This window comes from Streptomyces sp. NPDC093064 (assembly GCF_044754605.1).
Lineage (GTDB): Bacteria > Actinomycetota > Actinomycetes > Streptomycetales > Streptomycetaceae > Streptomyces.
Genome location: NZ_JBIVPK010000038.1, coordinates 37,624 through 51,490 on the forward strand (window position 1 = coordinate 37,624; position 13,867 = coordinate 51,490).

Annotated in this window: 13 protein-coding genes and 1 tRNA gene; 8 read left to right on the forward strand and 6 right to left on the reverse strand. The window is 72.3% G+C overall.

The window, feature by feature from the left end; translation table 11 throughout:
* Positions 1 to 9: 9 nt before the first annotated feature.
* A complete protein-coding gene (locus tag ACIQFZ_RS32040) occupies positions 10 to 537 on the reverse strand; it encodes a DUF309 domain-containing protein (protein ID WP_402692841.1) in 528 nt (175 codons plus the stop codon).
* Positions 538 to 638: 101 nt separating this feature from the next.
* Between ACIQFZ_RS32040 and ACIQFZ_RS32045 the strand changes: the two genes are divergently transcribed.
* Positions 639 to 712: transfer RNA gene (locus ACIQFZ_RS32045), tRNA-Pro, on the forward strand.
* Positions 713 to 775: 63 nt separating this feature from the next.
* On the opposite strand, the gene ACIQFZ_RS32050 is transcribed toward ACIQFZ_RS32045, so the two are convergent.
* The 5 genes from ACIQFZ_RS32050 to iolC form a co-directional block, all read right to left on the reverse strand.
* Positions 776 to 1,561, reverse strand: coding sequence for a GntR family transcriptional regulator (locus tag ACIQFZ_RS32050; RefSeq protein WP_365419741.1), 786 nt, complete (start codon positions 1,559 to 1,561; stop codon positions 776 to 778).
* Positions 1,562 to 1,626: 65 nt separating this feature from the next.
* Positions 1,627 to 3,510 (reverse strand): 3D-(3,5/4)-trihydroxycyclohexane-1,2-dione acylhydrolase (decyclizing), encoded by a 1,884-nt coding sequence (gene iolD, locus ACIQFZ_RS32055; protein WP_402692842.1) that lies wholly within the window; start codon positions 3,508 to 3,510, stop codon positions 1,627 to 1,629.
* A 7-nt stretch (positions 3,511 to 3,517) separates the two neighbouring features.
* The gene (gene iolB / locus ACIQFZ_RS32060) at positions 3,518 to 4,411 is read right to left on the reverse strand and encodes a 5-deoxy-glucuronate isomerase (protein WP_365419747.1); all 894 of its coding nucleotides are present in this window, start codon (positions 4,409 to 4,411) and stop codon (positions 3,518 to 3,520) included.
* A 118-nt stretch (positions 4,412 to 4,529) separates the two neighbouring features.
* Entirely contained in the window at positions 4,530 to 5,408 is an 879-nt protein-coding gene (locus ACIQFZ_RS32065) for a deoxyribose-phosphate aldolase (RefSeq protein ID WP_402692843.1), read from the reverse strand.
* A gap of 13 nt (positions 5,409 to 5,421) precedes the next feature.
* A complete protein-coding gene (gene iolC / locus ACIQFZ_RS32070) occupies positions 5,422 to 6,393 on the reverse strand; it encodes a 5-dehydro-2-deoxygluconokinase (RefSeq protein WP_365774738.1) in 972 nt (323 codons plus the stop codon).
* 354 nt (positions 6,394 to 6,747) lie between these two features.
* Between iolC and ACIQFZ_RS32075 the strand changes: the two genes are divergently transcribed.
* The 7 genes from ACIQFZ_RS32075 (at position 6,748) to ACIQFZ_RS32105 (ending at position 13,851) form a co-directional block, all read left to right on the forward strand.
* Positions 6,748 to 7,767: a sugar ABC transporter substrate-binding protein gene (locus tag ACIQFZ_RS32075; RefSeq protein ID WP_402692844.1), complete on the forward strand. Its 1,020-nt coding sequence runs from the start codon at positions 6,748 to 6,750 to the stop codon at positions 7,765 to 7,767.
* A 5-nt stretch (positions 7,768 to 7,772) separates the two neighbouring features.
* A complete protein-coding gene (locus ACIQFZ_RS32080) occupies positions 7,773 to 8,843 on the forward strand; it encodes an ABC transporter permease (protein ID WP_402692863.1) in 1,071 nt (356 codons plus the stop codon).
* 5 nt (positions 8,844 to 8,848) lie between these two features.
* Positions 8,849 to 9,766, forward strand: a complete 918-nt coding sequence (locus tag ACIQFZ_RS32085) for an ATP-binding cassette domain-containing protein (protein WP_365774734.1) — start codon at positions 8,849 to 8,851, stop codon at positions 9,764 to 9,766.
* 4 nt (positions 9,767 to 9,770) lie between these two features.
* Entirely contained in the window at positions 9,771 to 10,673 is a 903-nt protein-coding gene (locus tag ACIQFZ_RS32090; RefSeq protein ID WP_402692845.1) for a sugar phosphate isomerase/epimerase family protein, read from the forward strand.
* A gap of 21 nt (positions 10,674 to 10,694) precedes the next feature.
* Positions 10,695 to 11,714 carry a Gfo/Idh/MocA family protein gene (locus ACIQFZ_RS32095; protein WP_402692846.1) on the forward strand — a complete coding sequence of 340 codons (1,020 nt, stop codon included), beginning with the start codon at positions 10,695 to 10,697 and terminating at the stop codon, positions 11,712 to 11,714.
* 114 nt (positions 11,715 to 11,828) lie between these two features.
* Complete coding sequence (locus ACIQFZ_RS32100) at positions 11,829 to 12,434, forward strand: GPP34 family phosphoprotein (RefSeq protein WP_365419764.1); 606 nt, start codon at positions 11,829 to 11,831, stop codon at positions 12,432 to 12,434.
* 169 nt (positions 12,435 to 12,603) lie between these two features.
* The gene (locus ACIQFZ_RS32105; protein ID WP_365419767.1) at positions 12,604 to 13,851 is read left to right on the forward strand and encodes a serine hydrolase domain-containing protein; all 1,248 of its coding nucleotides are present in this window, start codon (positions 12,604 to 12,606) and stop codon (positions 13,849 to 13,851) included.
* The last annotated feature ends 16 nt before the right edge of the window (positions 13,852 to 13,867 follow it).

The following is a 13,867-nucleotide window of genomic DNA, read 5'->3' on the forward strand; positions in this document are numbered from 1 at the left end:
GCCCGTCGGCTACGCCCCATCCCCGCGCAGCCGAGGCGCCCGTTCCGCCGCGTCCACGGCACCCGCCGCCCCGCTGTCCACGGCGTCCGCCAGTTCCCGCGCCCACGCCACCACCCCGGACGCGTCCATGCCGTACGGAGTCCGCTGCCCGGTGTCCGCCACCCATTCCTCCACGGCACCCGCCCCGCGCCGCAGCAGCCGGGCGCCGCCGCTGACGTTGCCGCGGGCCGCGTGCGTGAGCCCCACCGCGAGCTGGGCCAGCCCCCGCCACAGGGCGCGCTCCGCCGGTGGCCCCGACTTCCAGGCGTCCTCGAAGACCTCGTGGGCGTGGAAGGGCTTGCCCGCGTCCAGCAGTGCCTGAGCCTCGGCGACCGTCGCCGGCGGGGTGCGCACCACGCCCTCGGGCTGCCTCGGTACGCCGTCGGCGCCGTACGGCAGGGGCCGCCCGAGCCCGTCCCGGGGCCGCGCGTTGCGCGCCCGCCCCTCACTGTCCCGGTCCCGCGCGCCCGCCGGCCTGTCGGAGGAAGTGCCGCTCATACGCCGATTGTCCCCGACCCCGTGCCCCTTTTCGGCGCGGCCCCCGAGGTGCGGTAAAGTGACGTTCGCGCGATCACGCGGTTCACCGCACGAACGCGCACCGGGACGTGGCGCAGCTTGGTAGCGCACTTGACTGGGGGTCAAGGGGTCGCAGGTTCAAATCCTGTCGTCCCGACGGTGCGAAAAGAGCCCCGCAGGCAGCAGCCTGCGGGGCTCTTCGCGTGCGTGCGTCGTTCCCTCACGACCTCACCAGCAGCTGGAAGTCGAAGGTGTACCGGGACGCGCGGTACACGTGGGCGCCGTGCTCGACCGCGCGACCGGTGTCGTCGTAGGCCGTGCGCTGCATGGTGAGCAGGGCGGCGCCCTCCCGCTCGTCGAGCAGGGGGGCCTCCTCGGCGGTGGCCGTGCGGGCGCCGATGGTCTGGCGGGCGCTGTGCAGGGTGATGCCCGCCGAGCGCATCACGCGATACAGGCCCGTCGACTCCAGCCGGGCGGTGTCGGGTTCGAGCAGGGCCGCCGGCAGGTGGTTGCACAGGAACGCCACCGGTCGGCCGTGCGTGAACCGCAGCCGTTCCAGCACCGTGACCTCGGCGCCCTCCGCGAGGCCGAGCGCGGCGGCCACGTCGGCGGTCGCGGGCATCCGCTCGTTGCGCAGCACCCTGGTGGTCGGTCCCTGCCCGGCCGTCTCCAGGTCGTCGTAGAGACTGCTCAGCTCCAGGGGGCGCTTGACCCGGCTGTGCACCACCTGGGTGCCCACCCCGCGCCGCCGCACCAGCAGGCCCTTGTCGACCAGGGACTGGATGGCCTGGCGGACCGTGGGGCGGGACAGGCCCAGGCGCGCGGACAGGTCGATCTCGTTGCCCAGGAGGTTCCCCGGGGTGAGGAGCCCGCGCTCGATCGCGGCCTCCAGTTGCTGGGCGAACTGGTGGTACAGCGGCACCGGACTGCCCCGGTCCAGCGCGAAGTCCAGGGAATCGAGCGCGCAGACGGTCCCGGGACGGGACCGGTCACCGGTCGTCGCCACGGCGGCACCCCCTTCGGGTCGGGTCGATTGGGACACGGGCTCGAGCGGCCCCCGCCGGGGCGCGTTCACAGATGACGGCGGCGGGCGGCCACCTCGCGGTCGTAGCGCGTGCGGGCCCGGACGGCGGGCTCACGGGCGGACACCTCGGCCACCGGCACGTCCCACCAGGCCTCGGCCGGGGGAGCGGCCGGGGCGGGACGCTCGACGTCGGTCTCGACGTAGACGCACGTCGGTCGGTCGGACGCACGGGCCGCCCCGAGCGCCCGGCGCAGCTCGCCGACCGTCTTGGCGCGCAGCACCTCCATGCCGAGGCTGGCGGCGTTGGCGGCGAGGTCCACGGGGAGGGGTGCGCCGGTGAAGGAGCCGTCGGCGGCGCGGTAGCGGTAGGCGGTGCCGTAGCGCTCGGCGCCCACCGACTCCGACAGGCCGCCGATGGAGGCGTACCCGTGGTTCTGGACCAGCACCACGTTGACGGGCAGGCCCTCCTGGACGGCGGTGACGATCTCCGTCGGCATCATCAGATAGGTGCCGTCGCCGACCAGCGCCCACACCGGCGTGTCCGGCGCGGCCTGCTGCACGCCGATCGCGGCGGGGATCTCGTAGCCCATGCAGGAGTAGCCGTACTCCAGGTGGTACTGGCGCGGGGAGCGGGTCCGCCACAGTTTGTGCAGGTCACCGGGGAGGGAGCCGGCTGCGTTGATCACCACGTCGTCGTCGCCCACGACCGCGTCCAGCGCGCCCAGCACCTGGCTCTGGGTCGGTACGACGCTGTCGTCGTCGGCGCGGAACGCCGCTTCGACCACCCGCTCCCAGCGCTCCTTGCCGGCGCGGTACTCGGCCTCGTACCCGGCGTCCACACGGTGCCCGGTCAGCGCCTCCGTGAGCGCCGTGAGACCGGTCCGCGCGTCGCAGACGAGGGTGGTGGCCGCCAGCTTGTGGGCGTCGAACGCGGTGACGTTGAGGTTGACGAAACGGACCTCCGGGTTCTGGAAGAGCGTGCCGGAGGCCGTGGTGAAGTCGGTGTAGCGGGTGCCGACGCCGAGGACCAGGTCCGCGGTGCGGGCCAGGTCGTCACTGACGGCCGTGCCGGTGTGGCCGATGCCGCCGAGGTCGGCCGGGTGGTCGTGGCGCAGCGAGCCCTTGCCCGCCTGGGTGGAGGCGACCGGGATGCCGGTGGCGTCGGCGAGCGACTTCAGCGCGTCCTCGGCCCCGCTGTGGTGGACGCCGCCGCCTGCGACGAGCAGCGGGCGGCGGGCGGCCCGCACGGCCCGTACCGCGTCGGCGAGTTCGGCCGGGTCCGGGGCGGGGCGCCGTACCCGCCACACCCGCTCGGCGAAGAACTCCTCGGGCCAGTCGAAGGCCTCCGCCTGCACGTCCTGCGGCAACGCGAGGGTGACGGCCCCGGTCTCGGCCGGGTCGGTGAGTACCCGCATGGCGTTCAGGGCGGAGGGGATCAGGGCCTCGGGGCGGGTGATCCGGTCGAACCAGCGGGAGACCGGGCGCAGGGTGTCGTTGACCGACACGTCCGCCTCGACGGGGTGCTCCAGCTGCTGGAGCAGCGGGTCGGCGGCGTGCGAGGCGAAGTAGTCGCCGGGGAGCAGGAGCACCGGGAGGCGGTTGATGGTGGCCAGGGCCGCACCCGTGGCGAGGTTGGTGGCGCCCGGTCCGATGGACGTCGTGACCGCCTGCGTGGACAGCCGGCCGGACTGCCGGGCGTACCCGACCGCCGCGTGCACCATGGCCTGCTCGTTGCGGCCCTGGTGGTACGGCATGACGTCCTCGCCCGCCTCCATCAGCGCCTGTCCGAGACCGGCCACGTTGCCGTGGCCGAAGATGCCCCAGGTGCCGGCGATCAGCCGGTGCCGTACGCCGTCCCGCTCGGTGTGCTGGGCGGCGAGGAACCGCACCAGCGCCTGGGCGGCGGTGAGGCGGATCGTGGAGTGGCTCATCGTGACCTCACGGGGAAGGGGCGGTGTACAGGGGCAGGCGGGGGTCGACGGGCTGCTCGGGCCAGGTGCCGCGGATCCACGCGTGGTCGGGGTGGTCGCAGATCAGCCAGGCGCGCTCGGCGTCCGGGCCGGCCATGACGTTGAGGTAGTACATGTGGTGGCCGGGCACGGCCATCGACGGTCCGTGCCAGCCGTCCGGGATCAGGACCACGTCACCGCCGCGCACCTCGGCCAGCACGTCCGTCTCCCGGCCGGGACCGGACGGGGAGACCCGCTGGTAGCCGAGGCCGGGGGTGCCGTCGTGGGCGGCGAACTCGAAGTAGTAGACCTCCTCCAGGACCGACTCCTCGCCCGGCCGGTGCTCGTCGTGCTTGTGCGGCGGGAAGGAGGACCAGTTGCCGCCCGGGGTGATCACCTCCACGGCGATCAGCTTGTCGCACTCGAAGACGTCCGCCGCGCCGAAGTTGTTGACCTGCCGGGAGCAGTTCCCGGTGCCGCGCAGCTCCACCGGTACGCCGGACGCCGGACCGTACCGGGCGGGCAGGCGCCGGACGCAGCGGGCGCCGGTGAGCGCGAACCGCCCGCCGCCGGTGGACGAGACGGTCACGCGGGCGTCGCGGGGTACGTACGCGAAGTCGCTCACGCCGCTGAACACGCTCTCGCGGCCGGTCAGTTGGAACGTGTCACTGCCGAAGTCGTCGGCGGCGGCGACCGTGCAGCCGCCGCCGAGCGGCAGCACGATCCACTCGCTGTCGCCGGTGTCGAAGGCGTGCGAGCCGCCGGGCGGCAGTTCCAGGACGCGCAGGCTGGAGTGGCCCCAGCCGGCGGACTCCGGGTTCACGTCCACGACGTAGGGCCCGCCGAGGGCCTTTCCGGCGGGGAGGTGGTAGGGGCTGGTCACGAAATGCCTCCTTTTCGCGGCGGGATCACGGCGAATCACGACGGATCACGGCTGGAGCACGGGCGTCACGGCCGAAGCACGGGCGAGGCCGGGGCGGCCCCGGACTGGACGGACCCCGTCACAGCAGGCTCACGGCCGTGTCGACCGCGCTCTCCACACTGCCCGCGGCCGGGTACAGCAGCGACCGGCCGACGACCATGCCCTGCACGGTGGGGAGCCTGAGGGCCTTGCCCCAGCGTTCGTAGGCGCCCTCCTGGTCGTCGCCGATCTCGCCGCCGAGCAGCACGGCCGGCAGCGTGGAGGTCCGCAGGACCTCGGCCATGTCGTCCGGGTTCTCGGTGACGGGCAGTTTCAGCCAGGTGTAGGCTGAGGTGCCGCCCAGGCCCGACGCTATGGCGATGGAGCGGGTGACGGCCTCGGCGGACAGGTCGTTGGCGACCCTGCCGCCGGCGCGGCGCGCGATGAACGGCTCGACGAAGACCGGCAGACGCAGCTCCGCCATCTCGTCGACGGCCCGCGCGGTGGACTCCATGGTGGTCAGCGAGCCCGGGTCGTCGTAGTCGATGCGCAGCAGCAGCTTGCCCGCGTCGAAGCGGAGCCGGGCGATGTCGCGGGCGCGGTGCCCGGTGAAGCGGTCGTCCATTTCGAAGGAGGCGCCGGACAGGCCGCCGCGGTTCATCGAGCCCATGACGACCTTGCCGTCGAGCACCCCGAGGAGCAGCAGGTCCTCCAGGACGTCGGCGGTGGCGAGCACCCCGTCGACGCCGGGCCGCGACAGCGCGACGCAGAGGCGTTCGAGCAGGTCGCCCCGGTTGGCCATGGCGAGTCTGCGGTCGCCGACGCCGAGCGCGCCGCGCGCGGGGTGGTCGGCGGCCACGATCATCAGCCGACCGTTGTCGCCGATCAGCGGGCGGCGTTCCCGGCGCGCGGCCGCCTCCGCGACGGCCTCGGGGTGCCGGGCACGGACCGCGGTGAGGTCGGGGATGCTGAGGGTCAAGGGGAGGCTCCGTTCAGGCAGTGGCTCGCGCGAGGAGGCCGTCGACCTCCGCACGGGTGGGCATCGCGGAGGAGCAGGCGAGGCGGGAGGCGACGAGGGCGCCGGCCGCGTTGGCGTACCGCATGGTCGTCGTGAGGTCCCAGCCGGACAGCAGGCCGTGGCAGAGCGAGCCGCCGAACGCGTCGCCCGCGCCGAGGCCGTTGACGACCTCGACGGGCACCGGCGGGACCTCGGCCCGAGTGCCGTCCCGGTGCACGGCGAGGACGCCCCTGGGGCCCTGTTTGACGACGGCCAGTTCCACACCGGCCGCCAGCAGTGCCTCGGCGCAGGCCTCGGGTTCGCGCGCGCCGGTGGCGATCTCGCACTCGTCGACGTTGCCGACCGCCACGGTGGCGTGCCGCAGCGCCTCGGCGTAGTAAGGGCGGGCCTGGGCGGGATCCGGCCAGAACATCGGGCGCCAGTCGAGGTCGAAGACGGTGGTGCCCGCCCTGTCGCGCGCGGCCAGGGCGGCGAGCGTGGCGGAGCGGCTCGGCTCCTCGCTCAGGCCGGTGCCGGTGATCCAGAAGATCCGGGCCGCGCGGATGGCGGAGAGGTCCAGCTCGTCGGTGTGGATCTCCAGGTCCGGGGCCTTGGGCCGGCGGTAGAAGTACAGGGGGAAGTCGTCCGGCGGGAAGATCTCGCAGAAGGTCACCGGGGTCGGGTACGCGGCGACCGGCGTGACCCAGCGGTCGTCGACGCCGAAGTCCTTCAGAGCCTCGTGCAGATACGCGCCGAACGGGTCGTCGCCGGTGCGGGTGATCACCGCGGTGGAGCGGCCGAGCCGGGCCGCGGCGACGGCCACGTTGGCCGCGGAACCGCCGAGGAACTTGCCGAAGGTCTCCACGCGGGCCAGGGGTACGCCGGACTGCAGGGGGTAGAGATCGACCCCGATGCGTCCCATGGTGATCAGGTCGAACGACTGGGCGGACTCAACGGGCTCTGCCATGCGCGACGCTCCTCGAGCTGGGCTGGGGTGCGGATCCCAGGGGGCCCCGCGACGGTGGGGACACGGATCCCGGGGCCTGCCGCTTCCCAGATGTAGGACGCGGACGGCCACACTGTCAAGAGTTTGTTCTTACATTCGGACTAGCTCGTGAACGGATGTCTTGACAAAGTATTGACAGTGGGCGCGCCAGGGGATTGGATCCGGTCCCAACGCACCAGCCGCGCAAGCGGCATACGGCCCCGGAACCGACCTTGCCGGCCCTGGGCCCCGGACCTCCCGATGCCCTACCCTCCCCCGAGTTTCCCCGAGTTCTCCCCCCGAGCTCTCCCCGAACCACAGTGAGGTGCAGGAAAGATGGACCGCTCTTCTCGCCGCTCCCGCGGAGTCGCCCCCCTCGTGGCCGTGACCGCGGTGGCGGCTCTGGCCCTCGCCGGCTGTTCCAGCGGCTCGGGCGGAAAGAAGGCCGAGGAGGGCGGAGACGGTGGCGGCACGGCGGGCAAGGCCGGCACGCCCCGGATGACGGTCGCGCTGGTCACCCACCAGGCGCCCGGCGACACCTTCTGGGACATCGTCCGCAAGGGCGCGGAGGCGGCCGCCGCCAAGGACAACATCAAGCTGGTCTACTCCGCCGACCCCAACGCCGGCACGCAGGCCAACCTCGTCCAGAACGCCATCGACCAGAAGGTCGACGGCATCGCCGTCACCCTCGCCAAGCCGGACGCGATGCGGAGCGTGCTGGCCAAGGCCGAGCAGGCCGGCATACCCGTGGTCGGACTCAACTCCGGCCTGAACGACTGGAAGAAGCTCAACCTGCTGGAGTTCTTCGGGCAGGACGAGTCGGTGGCGGGCGAGGCGTTCGGCAAGAAGCTGAACGAGGTCGGCGCCAAGAAGGCCGTCTGCGTGATCCACGAGCAGGGCAATGTCGGCCTGACCCAGCGCTGCGACGGCGTGAAGAAGACCTTCCAGGGCTCGATCGAGAACCTCTACGTCAACGGCGCGGACATGCCGTCGGTGAAGTCGACGATCACCGCCAAGCTCAAGCAGGACGGCTCCGTCGACCACGTCGTCACCCTCGGCGCCCCCGTCGCGATGACCGCCGTGCAGTCGGTCGGTGACGCGGGCCGCAAGGCCCAGGTCGCCACCTTCGACCTCAACAAGGAACTGACCGGCGCCGTCAAGAAGGGCGACATCGAGTTCGCCGTCGACCAGCAGCCCTACCTCCAGGGCTACCTGGCCGTGGACGGCCTGTGGCTGTACAAGAACAACGGCAACTACAGCGGCGGCGGCGAGCAGCCGGTGCTCACCGGACCGGCCTTCGTCGACAAGTCCAACGTCGAGAAGATCGCGGGGTTCGCCGCGAAGGGCACCCGGTGAGCGACATGTCCCAGCAGGCCGCACCGGCGGTGAGCACACCGCCGGCTCCCGGCTCCCAGCAGACCGACGGCCGTACCGTACGGCGCCCGCTGGCGCTGCGGCTGCTGGCCCGCCCGGAGGTCGGGGTCTTCCTCGGCGCCGTCGCCGTGCTCGTGTTCTTCCTCGTCGCCGCGCCCTCGGTCCGCCAGGGCGGCTCCATGGCGACGGTCCTCTACCAGTCGTCGACCATCGGGATCATGGCCCTGCCGGTGGCACTGCTGATGATCGGCGGCGAGTTCGACCTCTCCGCCGGTGTCGGCGTGATCACTTCGGCGCTCACCGCGAGCATGCTCAGCTACCAGCTCACGATGAACGTGTGGGCGGGGGTGATCGTCGCCCTGGCGGTGTCCCTGGGCATCGGCGCTTTCAACGGCTGGATGCTGGTGAAGACCGGCCTGCCGAGCTTCCTGGTCACCCTCGGCACCTTCCTGATCCTCCAGGGCGTCAACCTCGCCGTCACCAAACTGGTCACCGGCAACGTCGCCACCGACGACATCAGCGACATGGACGGCTTCGACCAGGCCAAGGCCGTCTTCGCCTCGTCCTTCGACGTCGGCGGTGTCGAGGTGAAGATCACCGTGGTGTGGTGGCTGGTCTTCGCCGCACTGGCCACCTGGGTCCTGCTGCGCACAAAGTACGGCAACTGGATCTTCGCGGTCGGCGGCAACAAGGACAGCGCCCGCGCGGTCGGCGTGCCCGTCACCTTCACCAAGATCAGCCTGTTCATGCTGGTCGGCTTCGGCGCCTGGTTCGCGGGCATGCACCAGCTCTTCTCGTTCAACACCGTGCAGTCCGGCGAGGGCGTCGGCCAGGAGCTCATCTACATCGCCGCCGCCGTGATCGGCGGCTGCCTGCTCACCGGCGGCTACGGCTCCGCCATCGGCCCCGTCTTCGGCGCCTTCATGTTCGGGATGGTGAACCAGGGCATCGTCTACGCGGGCTGGAACCCCGACTGGTTCAAGGCCTTCCTCGGCGTGATGCTGCTCGGAGCCGTCCTCATCAATCTGTGGGTCCGGCGCACGGCGACCCGGAGGTGACCGACATGACGACCGACAAGGCGGCGACCCACGGAGCCGTCCTCCCCGACACCCCGCCCGCGCACGACGGACCCGTCGTCGAACTGCGCGGCGCCGGCAAGTCCTACGGCAACATCCGCGCCCTGCACGGCGTCGACCTCGCCGTCCACCCGGGGCACGTGACCTGCGTGCTCGGCGACAACGGCGCCGGCAAGTCCACCCTCATCAAGATCATCTCCGGGCTGCACCGGCACACCGAGGGCGAGTTCCTCGTCGACGGCGAACCGGTGCGCTTCTCCAGCCCGCGCGACGCCCTCGCCAAGGGCATCGCCACCGTCTACCAGGACCTCGCGACCGTCCCGCTCATGCCGGTGTGGCGGAACTTCTTCCTCGGCTCGGAGATGACCAAGGGCCCCTGGCCCGTCCGCCGCCTCGACATCGCCCGGATGAAGCGGACCGCGGACGAGGAACTGCGCAACATGGGCATCGTCCTGGACGACCTGGAACAGCCCATCGGCACCCTCTCCGGCGGCCAGCGCCAGTGCGTGGCCATCGCCCGCGCCGTCCACTTCGGCGCCCGCGTCCTCATCCTGGACGAGCCCACCGCCGCGCTCGGCGTCAAGCAGTCCGGTGTGGTCCTCAAGTACATCGCCGCCGCCCGCGACCGCGGCCTCGGCGTCATCTTCATCACCCACAACCCCCACCACGCCTACATGGTCGGCGACCACTTCAGCGTGCTGCGCCTGGGCACCCTCGAACTCAGCGCCGGCCGCAGCGACGTCGGCCTGGAGGAGCTGACCCACCACATGGCCGGCGGCACCGAACTCGCCGCCCTCAAGCACGAGCTGTCGCAGGTCCGCGGTGTCGACACCGAGGAGCTCCCGGAGGCGGAGGACCTCGCCGCACCCACCGCGCCCGCACCGGCACCCACCGAAGGGAACTGATGACATGGCCCCCGTGCTGGACCGCATCCGGGTCGGCTCCGCCCCCGACTCCTGGGGTGTCTGGTTCCCCGACGACCCCGCGCAGGTGCCCTGGGAACGCTTCCTCGACGAGGTCGCCGAGGCCGGCTACTCCTGGATCGAACTCGGCCCCTACGGCTATCTGCCGACCGACCCGGCCCGGCTCACCGACGAGGTGGCCAAGCGCGACCTCAAGGTCTCGGCGGGCACCGTCTTCACCGGCCTGCACCGCGGCCCGTCGGTGTGGGACTCCACCTGGGAACACGTGAGCCAGGTCGCCGAACTCACCCGGGCCATGGGCGCACGCCACCTCGTCGTCATCCCCTCCTTCTGGCGCGACGACAAGACCGCCGAGATCCTGGAGCAGCCGGAGCTGACCTGTGAGCAGTGGACGCACCTGGCCCGGGGCATGGAACGGCTCGGCCGGCAGGTCAGGGAGACGTACGGCCTCGACATCGTCGTCCATCCGCACGCCGACACCCACATCGACACCGAGGCCCACGTCGAGCGCTTCCTCGACTCCACCGACTCCGATCTCGTCAACCTCTGCCTGGACACCGGGCACTACGCCTACTGCGGCGGCGACAGCGTCAAGCTGATCGAGACCTACGGCGAGCGCATCGGCTACCTGCACCTCAAGCAGGTCGACCCGGAGATCCTTGCCGAGGTGGTGGCGAACGAGGTCCCCTTCGGGCCGGCGGTCCAGCGGGGCGTCATGTGCGAGCCGCCGGCCGGAGTACCGGAGCTGGAACCGGTCCTGACGGCCGCGCAGGGACTCGGCGTGGACCTCTTCGCGATCGTCGAGCAGGACATGTACCCGTGCGAGCCGGACAGGCCGCTGCCCATCGCGGTGCGCACACGCAGGTTCCTCAAGTCCTGCGGTGCCTGACCCCGCCGAGGAAGGACGACGATGGCCCGGTCATCGACGCTGAACGTCGCCGTCATCGGCGTGGGCCGGATGGGCGCCGACCATGTCCGCCGGATCCAGGAGGTCGTCAGCGGGGCCCGGGTGAGCGCCGTCGTGGACGCCGACGCGGAACGCGCCTCGGCGGTCGCGGCCCGCGCCGGCGGCTGCGCCGCGTACAGCGACCCGGCCGCCGCGCTGGCCGCGGCCGACGTCGACGCGGTGCTCGTGGCCTCTTCGAGCCCGGCCCACGAGGCGGCGCTGCTCGACGCTCTCGCCCACGACCTGCCCGTCCTGTGCGAGAAGCCCCTCACCCCGGACCCGGCCTCCGCCCTGCGCGTGCTCGAAGCCGAGCAGCGGCTCGGCCGGCGGCGCATCCAGGTGGGCTTCATGCGGCGCTACGACCCGGAATACGTCCGGCTCGAACAGCTCCTGCGGACCGGCCGACTGGGCCGCCCGCTGCTGCTGCACCACCGCCACCGCAACGTGGCCGCCCCGCCCGGATGGGCCAGCGAGCTGCTCATCACCGACTCGCTCGTGCACGAGATGGACGTGACCCGCTGGCTGCTCGGCCAGGAGATCACCGCGGTGACGGTCCTGCGCCCCACACCGTCCCGCGACGCTCCTGAGGGCATCCAGGACCCGCAGTTCGTCGTCCTGGAGACGGACGGCGGCGTCATCGCCGACGCGGAGATCTTCGTCAACTGCGGCTTCGGCTACCAGGTCCAGGCCGAGGCCGTCTGCGAGCGCGGCACGGCCCGCGTCGGCGACGGCCACGCCATGGTCACCCAGACGGCGGGCCGCTGGGGCGGCACCATCGCCCAGGACTACCTCGAACGCTTCGAAGACGCCTACGACCGCGAGCTGCGGGCCTGGATCGACTCCGTCCGCCACGGCACGGCCACGGGTCCCACCGCCTGGGACGGCTACGCCGCGGCCGCGGTCTGCGCGGCGGGCGTCCGGTCCCTGACCGAGGGCGGCCGGGTCGAGGTGGAGCTGCCGGAACGCCCGGCACTGTACGGATGACAGCCGCCGCGCGCCTCGCCCGCCGCGCTACAGTCGGGGCGTACGGGAAGCACGAAACGTCGCGTTCCGCGCGCCGGTGGCGCAGTGGCGGGCAACTCCTCGACGGGGAGCGTAATGAGCACAGCGCGTGACCTGATGATCGTCGCCCTGGACCTGGAACCCAGCCGGTCCCTGGAGCGCGGGGACCTCTCCCTGGCGCTGGCCGGCGCCGAGGCGTACGACCTGCTGCAGGCAGAGGTGCTGGAGCTGGACGGCGACCGGATCGTGCCGCGGCCGCTGCCGGAGCTCGACGACCGGCTGCTGGACGAGGCCGCCTCCTCGCTGGTGCGCCAGGTGCCGCACGAAACCCTGGAGGACTGGCTCTGGCGGCGCGGGCGCGGCCTGGCCCGGGCCTATCTGACCGCCCTGGAACAGGAGGGCCAGGTCACCTGGGAACGCAGCCGCTGGCTGCCCTTCCGGGGCGGCCGCTCGGTCCTCAGCGACACCGAGGCACGGAGCCGCGCGGGCTACCGCTGGGCGGCCGACGAGCCGGTGCTGCTCACCCTCGCCGCGGCCGTCGGCATCCGCGACGAGATGACCGCGGCGGAGCCGGGCGTCACCGACGACGCGGTCCTCACCGTCCTCGCCGCCGTCCACGACGCGGTGATGGAACTGGAGGCCGTCCGCCAGCGCAAGGCCATCGAGGACGCGGCCTTCGCCAACGTGTGGCGGGGCGCGTAGCCGCCGCCGACAGGCGGTGCCGCGGGGGCGCTCCTAAGCTGAGGGACGGCGCGGGTCAACCGTCCGCGCGATTCCGTCGGCGCCCGCCGACGGAATCGCGCGGCGTCCCCTCGTCCCCTGCTCGTCCGGGACGGCCGCGGGCTCGTTCCCACGCGCTTGGAGCCGGCGCATGACCCACGTATGTCAACGACTGCGACGGGGTGTCGCCACCGCGACCGCCGTCGGAATCCTCGTGGTGCCGCTCGCCGGCGGGACCGCCTTCGCCGGACCCCACGTCCGCCCCGGCACCGTCACCGTCACCTCGCCTCCGGGGCTGTCCCCGACCGGGGTGCGGACACTGAGTCCCGACGTGGTCCGGCAACTCGACCAGGCCGTGCTGCGCGTCATGCGGCAGGCGGGCGTGCCCGGGGTGACCGTGGGGCTGTGGACACCGGACCAGGGGCAGTACGTCAAGTCCTTCGGCGTCGCCGACAAGAGCACCGGGCGGAAGATGTCGCCCGACCTGTACATGCGGATCGGCAGCGAGACCAAGACCTTCACCGTGACGGCGCTGCTGCATCTGGTGGACCGGCACAAGGTGGGCCTGGACGACCCCGTCGGCAAGTACGTCGCCGGCGTGCCGAACGGGGACAGGATCACCCTGCGGCAGCTCGCCGGCATGCGCAGCGGACTGTCCGACTACACGGCCGACGCGGGCTTCCGCAAGGCGCTGACCGCGGATCCGCGCCGGCCCTTCACCCCGAAGCAGCTGCTCGCGTACGCCTTCAAGCACCCCGTGCTCTTCCCGCCGGGCCGGAAGTTCGACTACAGCAACACCAACCTCATCCTGCTGGGCCTGGTCGTCCAGAAGGCGAGCGGCCGACAACTCGCGGACTACGTCGGCACCCATGTGCTGCGGCCGGCCGGACTCGACCAGACCTTCTTCCCGGCCGGGGCGCAGTTCCCCCGGCCGCACGCGCAGGGCTACACGAACCAGACGGCCAACGGCGAGGTGCGGGACGCGGCCGACTGGAATCCCTCCTGGGGCTGGGCGGCCGGAGCGATGGTCTCCAACCTCGACGACCTGCGCGTATGGGCGCGCACCGTCGCCACGGGCGTCCTGCCCGACGGCACCAGGCTCATCAGCCCCGCCTCCCAGAGGCAGCGGCTCACCACACCCCCGACCTCGGTCCCTGGCGCCGGATACGGCCTCGGCATCTTCGACGTGCGGGGCTGGATAGGCCACAACGGCTCACTGCCGGGCTACGAGTCCCTCACGGTCCACCTTCCCTCGGCGCGGACGACCCTCGTCCTCCTGCTGAACAGCGACATCGACGACAAGGGGACCGAGCCCAGCACCCTGCTCGGCGAGGCGATCACGAAGATCGTCACCCCGGGGCACGTCATCGACCTGCCGACCCGGGCAGCCGCCCGGTGACCGGCCGCTCCATGGA

Bases quoted from the DNA above. Each gene is read 5' to 3' on its own strand.
- ACIQFZ_RS32040 (WP_402692841.1), bottom strand. From the start codon at position 537: ATGAGCGGCACTTCCTCCGACAGGCCGGCGGGCGCGCGGGACCGGGAC.
- iolD (WP_402692842.1), bottom strand. From the start codon at position 3,510: ATGAGCCACTCCACGATCCGCCTCACCGCCGCCCAGGCGCTGGTGCGG.
- iolC (WP_365774738.1), bottom strand. From the start codon at position 6,393: ATGGCAGAGCCCGTTGAGTCCGCCCAGTCGTTCGACCTGATCACCATG.
- ACIQFZ_RS32075 (WP_402692844.1), top strand. From the start codon at position 6,748: ATGGACCGCTCTTCTCGCCGCTCCCGCGGAGTCGCCCCCCTCGTGGCC.
- ACIQFZ_RS32080 (WP_402692863.1), top strand. From the start codon at position 7,773: ATGTCCCAGCAGGCCGCACCGGCGGTGAGCACACCGCCGGCTCCCGGC.
- ACIQFZ_RS32085 (WP_365774734.1), top strand. From the start codon at position 8,849: ATGACGACCGACAAGGCGGCGACCCACGGAGCCGTCCTCCCCGACACC.
- ACIQFZ_RS32090 (WP_402692845.1), top strand. From the start codon at position 9,771: ATGGCCCCCGTGCTGGACCGCATCCGGGTCGGCTCCGCCCCCGACTCC.
- ACIQFZ_RS32095 (WP_402692846.1), top strand. From the start codon at position 10,695: ATGGCCCGGTCATCGACGCTGAACGTCGCCGTCATCGGCGTGGGCCGG.
- ACIQFZ_RS32100 (WP_365419764.1), top strand. From the start codon at position 11,829: ATGAGCACAGCGCGTGACCTGATGATCGTCGCCCTGGACCTGGAACCC.
- ACIQFZ_RS32105 (WP_365419767.1), top strand. From the start codon at position 12,604: ATGACCCACGTATGTCAACGACTGCGACGGGGTGTCGCCACCGCGACC.